The sequence below is a fragment of the Castellaniella defragrans genome (genome assembly GCF_014203015.1).
GTDB classification, from domain to species: domain Bacteria; phylum Pseudomonadota; class Gammaproteobacteria; order Burkholderiales; family Burkholderiaceae_B; genus Castellaniella; species Castellaniella defragrans.
The window spans coordinates 57813-71252 of record NZ_JACHIB010000017.1; the positions used below are offsets into that span (position 1 = coordinate 57813).

The 13440-nt window shown below is 71.4% G+C and carries 13 protein-coding genes; 7 read left to right on the forward strand and 6 right to left on the reverse strand.

Annotated elements, in window-relative coordinates; translation table 11 throughout:
• Nucleotides 1-99: 99 nt before the first annotated feature.
• Genes HNR28_RS14160 through HNR28_RS14170 form a run of 3 tightly spaced genes read left to right on the forward strand, consistent with a single transcriptional unit; the run spans nt 100 to nt 3081 of the window.
• Entirely contained in the window at nt 100-363 is a 264-nt protein-coding gene (locus HNR28_RS14160) for a hypothetical protein (protein ID WP_151025362.1), read from the forward strand.
• Entirely contained in the window at nt 360-1343 is a 984-nt protein-coding gene (locus HNR28_RS14165) for a c-type cytochrome (protein ID WP_184142980.1), read from the forward strand. Before HNR28_RS14160 ends, HNR28_RS14165 begins: the two co-directional genes overlap by 4 nt.
• Nucleotides 1344-1356: 13 nt before the next feature.
• Complete coding sequence (locus HNR28_RS14170) at nt 1357-3081, forward strand: cbb3-type cytochrome c oxidase subunit I (RefSeq protein ID WP_211369354.1); 1725 nt, start codon at nt 1357-1359, stop codon at nt 3079-3081.
• Here the strand turns inward: HNR28_RS14170 and HNR28_RS14175 are convergent.
• A complete protein-coding gene (locus tag HNR28_RS14175) occupies nt 3063-3974 on the reverse strand; it encodes an urea transporter (RefSeq protein WP_151025521.1) in 912 nt (303 codons plus the stop codon). The two genes, HNR28_RS14170 and HNR28_RS14175, sit on opposite strands and share 19 nt — an antisense overlap.
• Before the next feature lie 258 nt (nt 3975-4232).
• On the opposite strand from HNR28_RS14175, the gene HNR28_RS14180 reads away from it, so the two are divergent.
• Nucleotides 4233-5450 carry an MFS transporter gene (locus HNR28_RS14180; RefSeq protein WP_043682690.1) on the forward strand — a complete coding sequence of 406 codons (1218 nt, stop codon included), beginning with the start codon at nt 4233-4235 and terminating at the stop codon, nt 5448-5450.
• Nucleotides 5447-6673, forward strand: a complete 1227-nt coding sequence (locus HNR28_RS14185; RefSeq protein ID WP_244978311.1) for a CynX/NimT family MFS transporter — start codon at nt 5447-5449, stop codon at nt 6671-6673. The genes HNR28_RS14180 and HNR28_RS14185 overlap by 4 nt, the downstream gene beginning before the upstream one ends.
• Nucleotides 6674-6771: 98 nt before the next feature.
• Here HNR28_RS14185 and fabB read toward each other — a convergent pair whose 3' ends face one another.
• The 4 genes from fabB to HNR28_RS14205 all read right to left on the reverse strand — a co-directional run bounded on the left by fabB (nt 6772) and on the right by HNR28_RS14205 (nt 10793).
• Entirely contained in the window at nt 6772-7989 is a 1218-nt protein-coding gene (fabB, locus tag HNR28_RS14190; RefSeq protein WP_151025480.1) for a beta-ketoacyl-ACP synthase I, read from the reverse strand.
• Nucleotides 7990-8000: 11 nt separating this feature from the next.
• The gene (fabA, locus tag HNR28_RS14195; protein ID WP_043682696.1) at nt 8001-8513 is read right to left on the reverse strand and encodes a 3-hydroxyacyl-[acyl-carrier-protein] dehydratase FabA; all 513 of its coding nucleotides are present in this window, start codon (nt 8511-8513) and stop codon (nt 8001-8003) included.
• Between the two features lie 232 nt (nt 8514-8745).
• Nucleotides 8746-9195: a flagellar protein FlhE gene (locus tag HNR28_RS14200; RefSeq protein WP_151025479.1), complete on the reverse strand. Its 450-nt coding sequence runs from the start codon at nt 9193-9195 to the stop codon at nt 8746-8748.
• Nucleotides 9192-10793: a methyl-accepting chemotaxis protein gene (locus tag HNR28_RS14205; protein ID WP_244978312.1), complete on the reverse strand. Its 1602-nt coding sequence runs from the start codon at nt 10791-10793 to the stop codon at nt 9192-9194. Before HNR28_RS14205 ends, HNR28_RS14200 begins: the two co-directional genes overlap by 4 nt.
• Nucleotides 10794-10975: 182 nt before the next feature.
• Here HNR28_RS14205 and HNR28_RS14210 point away from each other — a divergent pair, with 182 nt between their 5' ends.
• Both HNR28_RS14210 and HNR28_RS14215 read left to right on the forward strand, forming a co-directional pair.
• The gene (locus HNR28_RS14210; RefSeq protein WP_151025478.1) at nt 10976-11740 is read left to right on the forward strand and encodes an NRDE family protein; all 765 of its coding nucleotides are present in this window, start codon (nt 10976-10978) and stop codon (nt 11738-11740) included.
• Nucleotides 11741-11902: 162 nt separating this feature from the next.
• Nucleotides 11903-12364, forward strand: a complete 462-nt coding sequence (locus HNR28_RS14215; protein ID WP_151023978.1) for a GatB/YqeY domain-containing protein — start codon at nt 11903-11905, stop codon at nt 12362-12364.
• 12 nt (nt 12365-12376) lie between these two features.
• Here HNR28_RS14215 and HNR28_RS14220 read toward each other — a convergent pair whose 3' ends face one another.
• Nucleotides 12377-13399: an alkene reductase gene (locus tag HNR28_RS14220; protein ID WP_043682708.1), complete on the reverse strand. Its 1023-nt coding sequence runs from the start codon at nt 13397-13399 to the stop codon at nt 12377-12379.
• Nucleotides 13400-13440: the final 41 nt, after the last annotated feature.

Consider the following 13440-nt stretch of genomic DNA (forward strand, 5'->3'; position numbering starts at 1 on the left):
TCAACCATATCCCGCATCCGGCTTGATGGCTTCGCGGCTCCCCGCCCACCCCCGCTCCTAGACTGTTCCTGCCATCCGCAACCTGGAGGAAAGGGAATCATGGCGCAACGCATTATCGACGGGGTCCTCTCGGCCCTGGCCGGCCTGGTCAGCGTGCTGCTGTCCTGGCCCTACTGGCGGGATTTCGAATACTGGCCGGAATCCCATGCCATGTGGTGGCTGTACATCGCGGTGGGCTACGTCCTGGCGGTGTACGTGTTCTACGTCTTCATGGGCAGCCTGCGCACCCTGTTCCTGCATGACGAGCAGGCGCGGGCCCCGGCATCCGGGCGCGAAGGCCTGGCGAGGGAGGACCGGTCATGAGCTGCCTGAACGGTACCGACTGCCGCGAACCGGCCAAGCGCCGCGCCGCCCTGGCCGTGCTGGGGCTGATGCTGGCGATCTTCCTGCTGCTGTCGGCCTGGTCCTTCCTGCCGTCCCGCGTGCAGGCCATTCCCGATACGATCCAGTACGGCGGCGTCGACGCGGTGGAGGGCAAGCGCGTCTTCCAGGCCTACAACTGCATGGGCTGTCATACCATCGTCGGCAACGGCGCCTATTTCGGGCCCGACCTGACGCGCATCTACGCCGATGCCGGGCCCGCCTGGCTGGCCGCCTTCCTGCCTTCGGCGGGCGGCTGGCCCACGTCGGCCGCCGTGCGGGTGCAGCTGCAGAATCCCGCGGTCCGGGAAGACGCCGGCTCCGCCGACCTGCAAGACTACCTGCGGCATCATCCCGGGGTGGCCGAGCGGCTGGACCAGCGCGGGGGCCGGCACACCCTGATGCCCAACCTGCCGCTGGACGCCCATGAGGTCGCGGCGCTGATCGCCTTCCTGAAATACACCTCGTCCATGCACACCGAGGGCTGGCCGCCCAAGCCGCGCGAGGATCGGCGGATCCCCGCCGGCCTGGCCGGGCCGGCGGCGGCCGGCAGTCCGGCGGCCAGCCAGGCCGTCGCCGCGGCCGCCACGGCGCCCCCCGCCACGGCCGCCGCGCCGGACGCGCAGGCCCAGGATCCCGTGGCGCGCGGCCGGCAGCTGGTCTCCGACCTGGGCTGCGTGGCCTGCCACGCCACCGACCAGAAGCGCACGGTGGGTCCGGGCTGGGGCGGCCTGGCCGGCCACGCGGTCGAGCTGGCCGACGGCACCACCGTCACGGCGGACGAGGCCTACCTGGTCCGCTCGATCCGCCAGCCCGACGCCCAGATCGTCGCGGGCTACCCGCCGCACGTCATGCCGTCCTACGACGCGCTGATCGACGAGGCCGACATGAAGGCCATCGTGGCCTTCCTGCGCAGCCTGTGAAAAGGAAGCCATCATGATCAAGATCGACTATCAGACACAGCGCCTGAGCCTGCGCTTCTTCCTGCTGATGCTGGTGCTGTTCGGATTCCAGGTCCTGTTCGGCCTGCTGATCGCCGTGCAGCACGTGGACCCGCACCTGCTCTCGGGCATCCTCAACTTCAACGTCCTGCGCGCCGAGCACACCAATCTCGGCATCCTCTGGATCCTGTCGGGCTTCATCGGCACCATCCTCTTCATCGGCCCCCTGCTGTCGCGCCGCGAGCTGGCCGCTCCCGGCCTGATCCGCTTCCTGTTCTGGGCCCTGCTGGCGGTCACGCTGTGGAACGTCGCCACCCAGTCCCTGGCGGCGCACGGCATCGCCGGCTGGTGGCTGGGGCAGCCCTGGCTGCAGGAAGGCCTGGAATACCTGGAGGCCGGCCGCGCCGCCGACATCGTCATCTTCGTCGGCTTCGCCATCCTGGCCTGGGTGGTGCTGCGCACCTTCCCGGCGCGCCGCGAATGGAACGAGATCCACTGGGGGCTGGCGATCGGGGTCACCGCCCTGACCTTCGTCTGGCTGTTCGGCGTGTTCTTCGTCGAGCGCCTGGACCTGCAGGAATACTTCCGCTGGTACGTGGTGCACTACTGGGTCGAGGGCGTCTGGGAAGTCATCCACATCAGCCTGGTCGGCTTCCTGCTGGTGCTGATGTTCAAGGCCGACGTCAAGGCGGTGGGCTACGCCGTGTTCTGGGGCGTGGCGATGGTCTGGCTGTCGGGCCTGATCGGCAACGCCCACCATTACTTCTGGATCGGCACGCCGGAATTCTGGCAGTTCTGGGGCTCGCTGTTCAGCGCCCTGGAACCGCTGCCGCTGGTGTTCTGCTTCTGGCACATCTACCTGGACGCCCACCAGGACCACCGCCCGCTGGAAAACGCCCCGGCCTTCTACTTCATCCTCGGCTCGGTGGTGCTGGAGCAGGTCGGAGCGGGCATCCTGGGCTTCACCATGACCTTCGCGCTGACCAACGTCTGGTCGCACGGCACCTGGGTCACGCCCAGCCACGCCCACCTGGCGCTGTTCGGCACCTTCGGCATGCTGGGCATCGCGTCGGCCTACTATGCCATCCCGCTGCTGCGCGGCGTGAAGGACTTCGACCAGCGGCTGGGCCGGATCGCCTTCTGGCTGGTCTTCGCCGGCATGCTGGGCATCGCCTTCGCCTTCGCCATCGGCGGCACGATCCAGGTCTTCCTGTACCGCGCCATGGGGCTGAACTGGTTCGGCGGCCAGGTCTTCCCCGCGATGCAGTTCTACAAGGTCCTGGTGCCGGTGTTCGGCCTGGTCTTCCTCACCGGCGCGGGCCTGCTGATCTACGACCTGCTGACGCTGGGGCTACGCGCCCGCACCGCTCCCCGTGAGCAGGCGGTCCCGCGCGCGGCCGGCGCGGGACGCTGGGGCCGCACGCTGCACGGCGCGGAAGCCGGCCTGTGGCTGATGGGCATGTGGCTCTTCGGCGCCTTCATCACCCTGGGGCTGCTCAGCTTCAACCTGGATGCCGTGGCCCAGGGCGATCCGACCATCCCCTACGTCCTGGCCGGCCTGGGCTATCCGGGCCTGCTGCTGATCACGCTGCTGTTCGTCTGGCGCTTCCTGGCCTCGCTGGAGGCGCGGGTGGCCGGGGCGGCGGGGGTGGCGGGCGAACCGGCGCCGTCCAGCCCCGCCGCCGGCCACGCACCGATCGATCAGGCCGCCCGGGCCTGAGCCCCCCGGCGCAGGGCGGCCTGGCGCACCGCCCAGGTCGCCAGCAGGAACGGCGCCGTCAGCGGCGGCAGTTCCAGCGCCTGGAAGCCCCGCATCAGGCCAAGGCTGAGCAGCGCGCCCAGGCAGGGCCACAGCCAGCGCTCGAGGCGGCCCGGGCGGACCGCCCGCAGCGCCTCGGCCGCGAGCACGGCGTTGAAACCGTACAGGCCCAGCCCGGCCGCGTCGGGCGGGAAGCCCGCCAGGACCGCCGCCAGCAGGCACAGGCCCGAGGCCAGGCCGGCGGACAGCGCCGCTCCGGGCGCGCCCAGCGCCAGGCCCAGCAGGCACAGGGCGCCGGCGCGGGGATCGTCCAGGAACATCACCTGCCCCACCCCGCGCAGTACGCCCTGCACCGCCTCGCCCCAGCCGGGATCGGCGGCGGCCGCGGCGGCGGCCCGCGGCAGGTCCAGGCCTTCGGCCGCCGCCATCAGCAGCCAGGTCACGAGGACGAAGGGCGCCGTATAGGGCGGCGCCGCGCACCGGTTGCGCCATGCCCGCGCCGCCCACGTCGCCAGACAGGCCAGGGGCGCCACCAGGGACCAGGCGAGCGGCCCGGGCGGCAGCACGGCCATGATTCCCAGCCCGGTCAGCGCGCCGTTGTAGCCGTCCAGGCCGGCGCGGCCGCCGGCGTCGGCGCGACCCGCCGACAGGCCCCACACGGTCCCGGTCAAGGCGCCCAGCAGGCAGGCGCCCGCCAGCGTCCAGGACTGCCAGGCCACGGCGGCCAGCAGGACGGCGCCGGCCCGGGCGCTGGGCAGCAGATAGACCTGGCCGATCCCGCGCAGCACCCGGCGGCCGAAGACGGCGCCGAACGGAAACGGATCGCCGGACGAATCATGAACCCGCTGGAACATGGAGCGCGCCTGGAAGATGAATGAATCAATGAATGAATGACGTGGCTGACGGACCCGAGCCGATGACGAACCGGAGCCGATGAGGGGCCCGAGCCGATGGCGAACCAGCGCCGATGACGGACCCGAGCCGCGATCGTACAGCGGGAACGGCGCGTGCGGGCGCGGCCGACGAAATAGCCTCCATTACGGCCGGCGCATGTCCCGGCCCGGCTTCCAGGACCGGCGTACAATCGAGCGGATGTCATCGTCCGATCCATCATGAAAAACTCTCTCGCCACGGCGCCATCCGCCGCGCCTCCGTCCGAGCCCGGCGTCGCCTTCCCCGTCCTGGGGGCCATCAGCCTCACCCACCTGCTCAACGACATGATGCAGTCGGTGCTGCTGGCCATCTACCCGGTGCTGCAGGGCCGCTTCGACCTCAGCTTCGCCCAGGTCGGCATCATCACCCTGGCCTTCCAGTTCTCGTCCTCGCTGCTGCAGCCGCTGGTGGGCCGGTTCACGGACCGCCGCCCGCTGCCCTATTCCCTGCCGATCGGCATGGGCTTCACCTGCTGCGGCCTGCTGCTGCTGTCCCAGGCCTGGAACTTCCCCCTGGTGGTGCTGGCCGCCACGCTGGTGGGGGCCGGGTCCTCGGTGTTCCATCCGGAATCCTCGCGGGTGGCGCGCATGGCCTCGGCCGGCCACCACGGCCTGGCCCAGTCGATCTTCCAGGTGGGCGGCAACATCGGCTCTTCCATCGGCCCGCTGCTGGCGGCCCTGCTGATCGTGCCGCACGGCCAGGAAAGCGTCGCCTGGGTGTCACTGGCCGCGCTGGCCGGCATCTGCATCCTGCTGGGCGTCAGCCGCTGGTACGCCGCCAACCTGTCCGGCGTGCGCGGACGCGCGTCGCTGCGCAAGACCGACAACGGCCTGTCGGCGCGCCAGGTGCGCGGCGCGGTGTTCATCCTGCTGCTGCTCATCTTCAGCAAATATTTCTACCTGGCGGGACTGAACAGCTATTTCACCTTCTTCCTGATCGACCGCTTCGGCCTGGACGTCCAGCAGGCGCAATATTCCCTGTTCGTGTTCCTGGCCGGCGTGGCCACCGGCACGCTGGCCGGCGGCCCCATCGGCGACCGCGTCGGCCGCAAGCGCGTCATCTGGGGCTCGATCCTGGGCACGGCGCCGTTCTCCCTGGCGCTGCCCTACGCCAACCTGCACTGGACCCTGATCCTGGTGTTCTGCGCCGGCTTCATGATCGCCTCGGCCTTCCCGGCCATCATCGTCTACGCGCAGGAACTCATGCCCGGCAAGACCGGCACGGTCTCGGGCCTGTTCTTCGGCCTGGCCTTCGGCATGGGCGGGATCGGCGCCGCCGCGCTGGGCCGGCTGGCCGACGCCACCAGCATCGCCTTCGTCTACCACCTGTGCGCCTTCCTGCCGCTGCTGGGCCTGGCCGCCTTCTTCCTGCCGGACACCCGGCGCCGCGCCGCATGAAGCCGGCCGTCACCCGCCCGGCGGTCTGGCTGACGGCGGCCAGCCTCCTGCTGCTGGCCGCCAACCTGCGCCCGCTGTTTCCCAGCACGGCCATCCTGCTGCCCGAACTGACCCGGGCCCTGGGCCTCACCGGCGCCCAGGCCGGCTACCTGACCACCCTGCCCGTGCTCTGCATGGGCCTGTTCGCCCCCTTCGCGCCGCGCCTGGCGCAGCGCACCGGCATCGAGCGCACCCTGCTGCTGGTGCTGGCGCTGATCACCGCGGGTACGGCCCTGCGCGGCGTCCTGGGCGTGACGGGCCTGTTCCTGGGCACCGGCCTGGCGGGCGCGGGCATCGCCCTGGGCAACGTGCTGCTGCCCAGCCTGGTGAAGCGGGATTTTTCCGACCGTGCGGCCCTGATGACCGGCCTGTACACCATGAGCCTTGTGGGCGGCGCCGCCCTGGCCGCCGCCGTCACGCTGCCGGTCACCCGGGCCCTGGACGGCCGCTGGGACCTGGGCCTGGCGCTGTGGGCCGTCCCGGGCGTGGCGGCGCTCGCGGCCTGGGCGCCGATCGCCCTGCGCGCCCCCGGCCGCCCGGCGGGCGGGCGCCACATCCTGCCGGTCGACGGCCTGCGGCGCGACGGCCTGGCCTGGGCCGTCACCCTGTTCATGGGCCTGCAGTCGGCGCTGGCCTATTGCGTGCTGGGCTGGATGGCGCCGATGCTGCGCGATCGCGGGCTGGACGGCACCGAGGCCGGCCTGGTGACCTCCCTGTCCATCCTGCTGCAGGTCGCCGCCTGCCTGCTGACGCCCGTGGCGGCCGCGCGCTGCCGCGACCAGCGCGGCCTGGCGGTCGTTCTGGCGGCCGCGGCCACCCTGGCCCTGATCGGCATGATCCTGGGGCCGCGCTGGGCCATCTGGCCGCTGGCCGTGATCCAGGGCATCGGCCAGGGCGGGCTGTTCGCCCTGGCCCTGATGCTGATCGTGCTGCGCTCCGGGGATGCCCACGTGGCCGCCCACCTGTCCAGCATGGCCCAGACCACGGGCTACGTGCTGGCCGCCAGCGGCCCGCTGCTGATCGGGGTACTGCACGACTGGGCGGGCAATTTCCGGGCCTCGACCGGACTGCTGGCCGTACTCGGCGTCTGCACGGCGCTGGCCGGCTGGCGCGCGGGCCGCAATGCGCTGGTGCGCGCCACCGTGGTCCAGACCCCGGACGCCGCCGCGGCCGAAGCGTCCTGAGTCCGGCCGCCGGCCGTGTCGAAAGCCGGAACGGCCCGCCATGCGGTGCGCGCGGCGGGCCGTTCCGGATCAGGCCCAAGGAGGCGATGCGGGCGGGATCAGAGCCCCGCGCGCGAGAACACCAGGGTGGCGTTGGTGCCGCCGAAGCCGAAGCTGTTGGACAGCGCGGTCTCGATGCGGGCCTGCGGCAGGGTCTCGCGCAGGATGTTCATGCCTTCGGCCGCCGGGTCCAGGGTGTCGATGTTGGCCGAGGCCGCGACGAAGCCGTGCTGCATCATCAGCAGGGTGTAGACCGCCTCGTTCACGCCCGCCGCGCCCAGCGCGTGGCCGGACAGCGACTTGGTCGAGGCGATCCAGGGCTGGTCGTCGCCGAAGACTTCGCGGATGGCCTCGAGTTCCTTGATGTCGCCCACCGGCGTGCTGGTGCCGTGGGTGTTGATGTAGTCCACGCGGGCGTCCACGCCCGCCAGCGCCTGGCGCATGCAGCGCACCGCGCCTTCGCCGGACGGCGCCACCATGTCGTAGCCGTCGGACGTCGCCCCGTAGCCGACGATCTCGGCCAGGATGCGCGCGCCGCGCGCCTTGGCGTGCTCGTATTCCTCGACCACCAGGATGCCGCCGCCGCCGGAGATGACGAAGCCGTCGCGGTCGGCGTCGTAGGTGCGCGAGGCGCGTTCGGGCGTGTCGTTGTAGCGTGTGGACAGCGCGCCCATGGCGTCGAACATGAAGGACAGCGACCAGTGTTCTTCTTCCGCGCCGCCGGCGAAGACGATGTCCTGCTTGCCCAGCTGGATCTGCTCGACCGCGTTGCCGATGCAGTGCGCACTGGTGGAGCAGGCCGAGCTGATGGAGTAGTTCACGCCCTTGATCTGGGCGCCGGTGGCCAGGCAGGCGGACACGCCGCTGGCCATGGCCTTGGTGACCATGTAGGGGCCGACGCGGCGCACGCCCTTTTCGTGCAGGGTCCGGATGCCGTCGTTGATCGAGGAATGCGAGGCGCCGCCGGCGCCGACGATCAGGCCGGTGCGCGGATTGGACACCAGGTCGAGCGTCAGGCCGGCGTCCTGGATGGCTTCCTGCATGGCCAGCCAGGCGTAGGCGTGGCCGTCGGCCATGAAGCGGCTGAGCTTGCGGTCGATCCGGTCGAGCGCATCGAGGTGCACCGAACCCGCCACGTGCGAGCGCAGGCCCTGTTCGGCGTATTCCGGCTGGAAAGTGATGCCGGAGCGGCCCTGGCGCAGGCTGTCGAGGACCTCGGACTGGTTGTTGCCCAGGCTGGACACGATGCCCATGCCGGTGACGACGACACGACGCATGATCGAAGCTCCTAGAAATTGTCCGTGCGGGTGAACAGGCCCACGCGCAGGTCGTGTGCCGCGTAGATCTCGTGGCCGTCGACCTCCATGCGGGCGTCGGCGATGCCCATCACCAGCTTGCGCATCATGACGCGCTTCATGTCGATGGTATAGCGGACCAGCTTGCCGGTGGGCAGGACCTGGCCGGTGAACTTGACCTCGCCCACGCCCAGGGCGCGGCCCCGGCCCTGGCCGCCGCAGCAGCCCAGGAAAAAGCCCACCAGCTGCCACATGGCATCCAGCCCGAGACAGCCCGGCATGACCGGATCACCCTTGAAATGGCAATCGAAGAACCACAGGTCGGGGCGGATGTCGAGCTCGGCCACGATCTGGCCCTTGTCGTGCGCGCCGCCCTTGTCATCGATGTGCGTGATCCGGTCGAGCATCAACATGGGCGGCAGCGGCAGCTGGGCATTGCCGGGACCGAAGAGTTCCCCGCGCCCGCACGCCAGCAGTTCGTCGTAGCTATAGCTGTTCTTTTGCATGATTTTCCGTCTGAGATCCCCGGCTCGGCGGTCGTGGCGGGCGCAGGGGCGCCCTCTAAACCAGGTAAGCTGACTAGTATAACCCGATCCATTTTCAGCCGACGGCGCCGCCGGCCGGTACCCCTGGAAGCCCGGGCCGCGCGCCCGAGGCCCTGCCGGAATCCGGGCAGGCACTGCCAGCGGCAGCCACGCCCGCATCCTTCCCGCGCATCCTTCCCGCACGTCCGGCCCGTCAAGGCTGTCCGTCGTCGAACCACACCGTCACCGTCCCGCGGACGAAGACGGGCGGGTGGCCGCCGCCCCAGCCCTCGACCCGGTGCACCAGCAGCAGCGGTCCGCGCGCCGCCCGGCCCCGCAGCAGGCCCGTCTCGATGCTGCGGCCCTCCAGCGGCACGCACGGCCCCTTTTCGGAACCCCAGCACAGGCGGGTGGAGATCCGCGCGCTGCTGTCGTAATCGCGCGACGCGTAGACGCGGGTGATGCGCGCCGAGTCCGGCACCGCCGGATCCCGCGGGCCCGGCGCGTAGAGGACCGCCACCGCACGCCCCTGCGCCTGCAGGCCCTGGCTGACCCGGTCCCGCGTCCAGGCCCGCTCGCCCGCCTGCGCGGCGCCCGCCGCCAGGAGCAGCGCGAGCGCGGCGGCGGCCCCCGCACCGCGCGGGATCAGGCCAGCACGCCTCATTCCTGGGGCAAGGCGGGCGCGCCCGGCCCGCTCAGCTGGAAGACGCCGACGGCGCTGTTCAGGCCGTTCATCTGGTCGTTGAGGGACTGGGCGGCCGTGCCCGCCTCGACCACCAGCGCGGCGTTCTGCTGGGTCACCTGGTCCATCTGGCCGATGGCGAGGTTGATCTGCTCGATGCCGGCGGCCTGCTCGCGGCTCGCCAGGGTGATTTCCGACATGATGTCGGCCACCCGCTGCACGCTGGAGACGACTTCGGTCATGGTCTGGCCCGCGCCGTCGGCCATCTCGGCGCCGGCCTGGATCTTCTGCACGGTGCTGTCGATGAGGCTGCGGATTTCCTTGGCCGCGTTCGAGGACCGCTGGGCCAGCGCGCGGACCTCGGAGGCCACCACCGCGAAGCCCTTGCCCTGCTCGCCGGCGCGGGCGGCCTCGACCGCCGCGTTCAGGGCGAGGATGTTGGTCTGGAAGGCGATGCTGTCGATCACGCCGACGATGTCCGACATCTGGCGCGTCGAGGCGTTGACCTCGCCCATGGTCTCGACCACCCGGGAGACGTTCTGGCCGCCGCGCGAGGCGATCTCGGAAGCGGTGGCCGCCAGCGTGTTGGCCTGCTGGGCGTTGGCCGCGTTGTGGTTCACCGTGCTGGTGATTTCTTCCATGCTGGCGGCGGTTTCCTGCAGCGAGGCGGCCTGCTGCTCGGTGCGCGCCGACAGGTCGAGGTTGCCGTGCACGATCTGGCCGACGGACTGGCCGATCCACTCGGTGCCCTGGCGCACCTGGGCCACGGCCTGGGCGATGCCGTCGCGCATGACCCGCATCGCATGCATCAGGCTGGCCTGGTCGCCCGGGCGCACCGGGATGTCCACGCGCAGGTCGCCGCGCGACATGCGATCGGCGATCTGGATGACCGCGTCGGGCTCGCCGCCCAGCTGGCGCACCAGCCGGCGCGACAGGACGGCGCCCAGGACCAGCAGGATGAGCGCCAGGATGGCCGCCGCCAGCGCGAAGCCGCCGGCCTGCCCCCAGACGACGGCGTCGACCGTGTCCAGGTACACGCCCGAGCCGAGGATCCAGCCCCAGGGGGCGAATTCCTTCACGTAGGAGACCTTTTCCACGGGCTGGTCGACGCCCGGCTTGGGCCACAGGTAGAACACGTAGCCGTCGTGCGTGGGGCTCGCCTTGACGGTATCCACGAACGCCACGAACAGCTTCAGGCCGTTGGGATCCTGCATGCCCGACAAGTCCTTGCCTTCGAGTTCGGGCTTGATCGGGTGCATCACCATGCGCGGCGCCATGTCGTTGATCCAGAAATATTCCTGGCCGCTGTAGCGCATGCCGCGAAGGACCTCCATGGCCTGCTTCTTCGCCTGCTCCTCGGGCAGGGCGCCGGTCCCGGCGAGGCGGTGGTAGTAGGTGATCACCCCATAGGCCGTTTCGACCGCCTGGCGCGCGCCGACCTGCCGTTCCTGCAGCAGGGCGCCGCGCTCCATCCACAGCAGGGATGCCGTCAGCACGATGATCCCGATGATCGCCGCCAGGGTGAACAAGGCGAATTTGAACGCGGTCGTGCGCGTCCAGGCTTTCAATGACCGTGACATGATGTCTTCCTCTTCTTATTGTCCGCATTCCGGATGCGCCCGCGGTCTTCGACGGGGCGGCCGCTGGCGGAGACAGCGCGGTCGCAAAATCAGTATACGATTGGAGCATTCCGCCCAAGCTGCAGAAAAAGGGCCATATCCCGGGATTCCGGCCGCGCCGGTCCCGCCCCCGTTCCATACCCATGTGCATCGCCTACCTGTCCCTGGGGGCTCCCGGCCAGCCCCTGCTGATCGCCGCCAACCGCGACGAATTCCACGCGCGGCCGACGCGGGCGGCACGCCCCTGGGCCGAAGCCCCGCAGCTGCTCGCCGGCCGCGACCTGCAGGGCGGCGGCACCTGGATGGGCGCCACCGCCGCCGGCCGCTACGCCCTGCTGACCAACTACCGCGAGCCCGGACGCCCCATGCCGCCCGGCGCGCCGTCGCGCGGCCTGCTGGTGCGCGACTTCCTCCTGAGCGAAGACGATCCCGCCGCCTGGATCGCCGCGATCGCGGCGCGGATGGACGCCTGGGCGGGCTTCAACCTGATCGCGGGCGATGCGCGCCAGGCCTGGTACCTGGGCAACCGCGATCCCGCCCGCGCGCCCCGCCGCCTGGGACCGGGGCGGTACGTGCTGTCGAACCACCTGCTCGACACCCCCTGGCCCAAGGCCGCGCGGCTGCGCGCTTCGCTGGACGCCCTGCCGCCCGCGGCCTGGGAGGCCGCGCCCGAACAGGTGTTCGAGCGGCTGCGCGACACCACACCCGCCGACGACGCACGGCTGCCGGCCACCGGCCTCGCCCCGGAGCGCGAACGCCTGCTGAGCAGCCCCTTCATCATCAGCCCGGACTACGGCACGCGCTGCTCGACGGTCCTGGCGGGGACGGCCGACGGGCGGGTCTTCTTCAGCGAGCAGGGCTACGATGCCGCGGGGCGCCCGCTGGAGCGCCACGACTGGCGGCTGTAGGCCGGGACGGCCGGCCGGTCCCCTCGCGGCATCGCGCAGCACCGCCGCACGGGCCGCATCGCGCCGGGCGAGAGCGCGCCGGGCCCGAGCGCGCCGGGCCAGAGCGTGCCGGGGCGGCCCGCGCGCTAAAATGCCGTTTTCAACGCCCCACAGGAAATCCCCATGAGCACCGGGCTCGCCAGCCAGATATCCGACGCCGTCAAGACCGCCATGCGCGCGCACGACAGCACCCGCCTGGGCACCCTGCGGCTGCTGCAGGCCGCCATCAAGCAGAAGGCCGTGGACGAGCGCGTCGAGCCCGACGACGCCGCGATCCTCGCCATCATCGAAAAGCAGGTCAAGCAGCGGCGCGAATCCATCGCGGCCTTCGAGTCCGCCGGCCGCACCAACAGCGCCGCCCAGGAACGCGCCGAACTGGACATCCTGAAGGAATTCCTGCCGCAGGGCGCCTCGCCCGAGGAAATCGCGGCCGCCCTCGATGCCGCCGTCGCCCAGGCCGCCAGCCAGGGCCTGCAGGGTGGCGCCGCCATGGGCGCCGTCATGGGTCAGCTGAAGAAGGCCCTGGCCGGCCGCGCCGACATGGCCGCCGTATCCGCCCAGGTCCGCGCCCGGCTCAACGGCTGATCGGGCGAGCGCTCAGCCGCCCGCGGCGGCCAGCGGCTCCGCCGGCGCGGCCTCCGGCACCAGCGGCTGCCCGGCCCTGAGGCGCCGCACCAGGTCGGGATTGCGCACGAACGCCCGCCCGAAGGCGACCGCCTCGCCCCGCTCCGCCTGGACGGCGCGCAGCGCCGATGCGGGATCGTAGCCCTCGCTCAGCACCAGCGCACCGCTGAAGGCGTCCCGGATCACCGGCGCCAGCGCGTCCGGGCCCTCGTGCTCGCGCACGCAGATGAAGGCCACGCGGCGCTGGCCCAGTTCGCGGGCCACGTGGCGGTACAGCGCCGCGGGATCCGAATCCCGCATGTCGTAGCGGTCGCCGCGCGGCGACAGGTGCACGCCGACCCGGCCCGCGCCCCAGATGCCGGCGCAGGCCTCGACGATTTCCAGCAGGAAACGGCTGCGCTTGCACACCGAGCCGCCGTAGTCGTCCTGCCGGCCATTGGAGCCGTCGTGCAGGAACTGGTCGATCAGGTAGCCGTCGCCGGCATGCACTTCCACCCCGTCGAATTCCGCCAGCCAGGCGTGGCGGGCCGCCTGCTCGAAATCCGCGATCACGCGCCGGATCTCGTCGAGCCGCAGGCTGCGCGGCACGACGAAGCCTCCCGCCTGAGGGCAAGGTCCCCGGCCGCAGGGAATGGCGCTGGGCGCCACCGGCATCTCGCCCGACAGGTATTCGGGGTCCGACACCCGGCCGGCGTGCCACAGCTGCAGGACGATGCGCCCGCCGCGCCGATGCACGGTGTCGGTCACCGTCCGCCAGGCCTGCGCCTGGGAGGAATTCCAGATGCCCGGCGTGTTCGGATGGCCGATGCCCAGCGGCGACACCGAGGCCGCGCCCGCCAGGATCAGGCCCGCGTCGGCGCGCTGCGCATAATAGGCGCGCATGCCCTCGTCGGGCACGCGGCACTGCACGGACCCCGGGCCCGCGGCGGGCGCCATGACGATGCGGTTGGGCAGCTCGATTTCCCCCAGCCTGACCGGATCGAACAAACTTGTCATATCATGCGGGAAAAAGCGGGGCTGGTTCAGCGCATTCCCTG

Bases quoted from the DNA above. Each gene is read 5' to 3' on its own strand.
- HNR28_RS14160 (WP_151025362.1), top strand. From the start codon at position 100: ATGGCGCAACGCATTATCGACGGGGTCCTCTCGGCCCTGGCCGGCCTG.
- HNR28_RS14165 (WP_184142980.1), top strand. From the start codon at position 360: ATGAGCTGCCTGAACGGTACCGACTGCCGCGAACCGGCCAAGCGCCGC.
- HNR28_RS14170 (WP_211369354.1), top strand. From the start codon at position 1,357: ATGATCAAGATCGACTATCAGACACAGCGCCTGAGCCTGCGCTTCTTC.
- HNR28_RS14175 (WP_151025521.1), bottom strand. From the start codon at position 3,974: ATGTTCCAGCGGGTTCATGATTCGTCCGGCGATCCGTTTCCGTTCGGC.
- HNR28_RS14180 (WP_043682690.1), top strand. From the start codon at position 4,233: ATGAAAAACTCTCTCGCCACGGCGCCATCCGCCGCGCCTCCGTCCGAG.
- HNR28_RS14185 (WP_244978311.1), top strand. From the start codon at position 5,447: ATGAAGCCGGCCGTCACCCGCCCGGCGGTCTGGCTGACGGCGGCCAGC.
- fabB (WP_151025480.1), bottom strand. From the start codon at position 7,989: ATGCGTCGTGTCGTCGTCACCGGCATGGGCATCGTGTCCAGCCTGGGC.
- fabA (WP_043682696.1), bottom strand. From the start codon at position 8,513: ATGCAAAAGAACAGCTATAGCTACGACGAACTGCTGGCGTGCGGGCGC.
- HNR28_RS14200 (WP_151025479.1), bottom strand. From the start codon at position 9,195: ATGAGGCGTGCTGGCCTGATCCCGCGCGGTGCGGGGGCCGCCGCCGCG.
- HNR28_RS14205 (WP_244978312.1), bottom strand. From the start codon at position 10,793: ATGTCACGGTCATTGAAAGCCTGGACGCGCACGACCGCGTTCAAATTC.
- HNR28_RS14210 (WP_151025478.1), top strand. From the start codon at position 10,976: ATGTGCATCGCCTACCTGTCCCTGGGGGCTCCCGGCCAGCCCCTGCTG.
- HNR28_RS14215 (WP_151023978.1), top strand. From the start codon at position 11,903: ATGAGCACCGGGCTCGCCAGCCAGATATCCGACGCCGTCAAGACCGCC.
- HNR28_RS14220 (WP_043682708.1), bottom strand. From the start codon at position 13,399: ATGACAAGTTTGTTCGATCCGGTCAGGCTGGGGGAAATCGAGCTGCCC.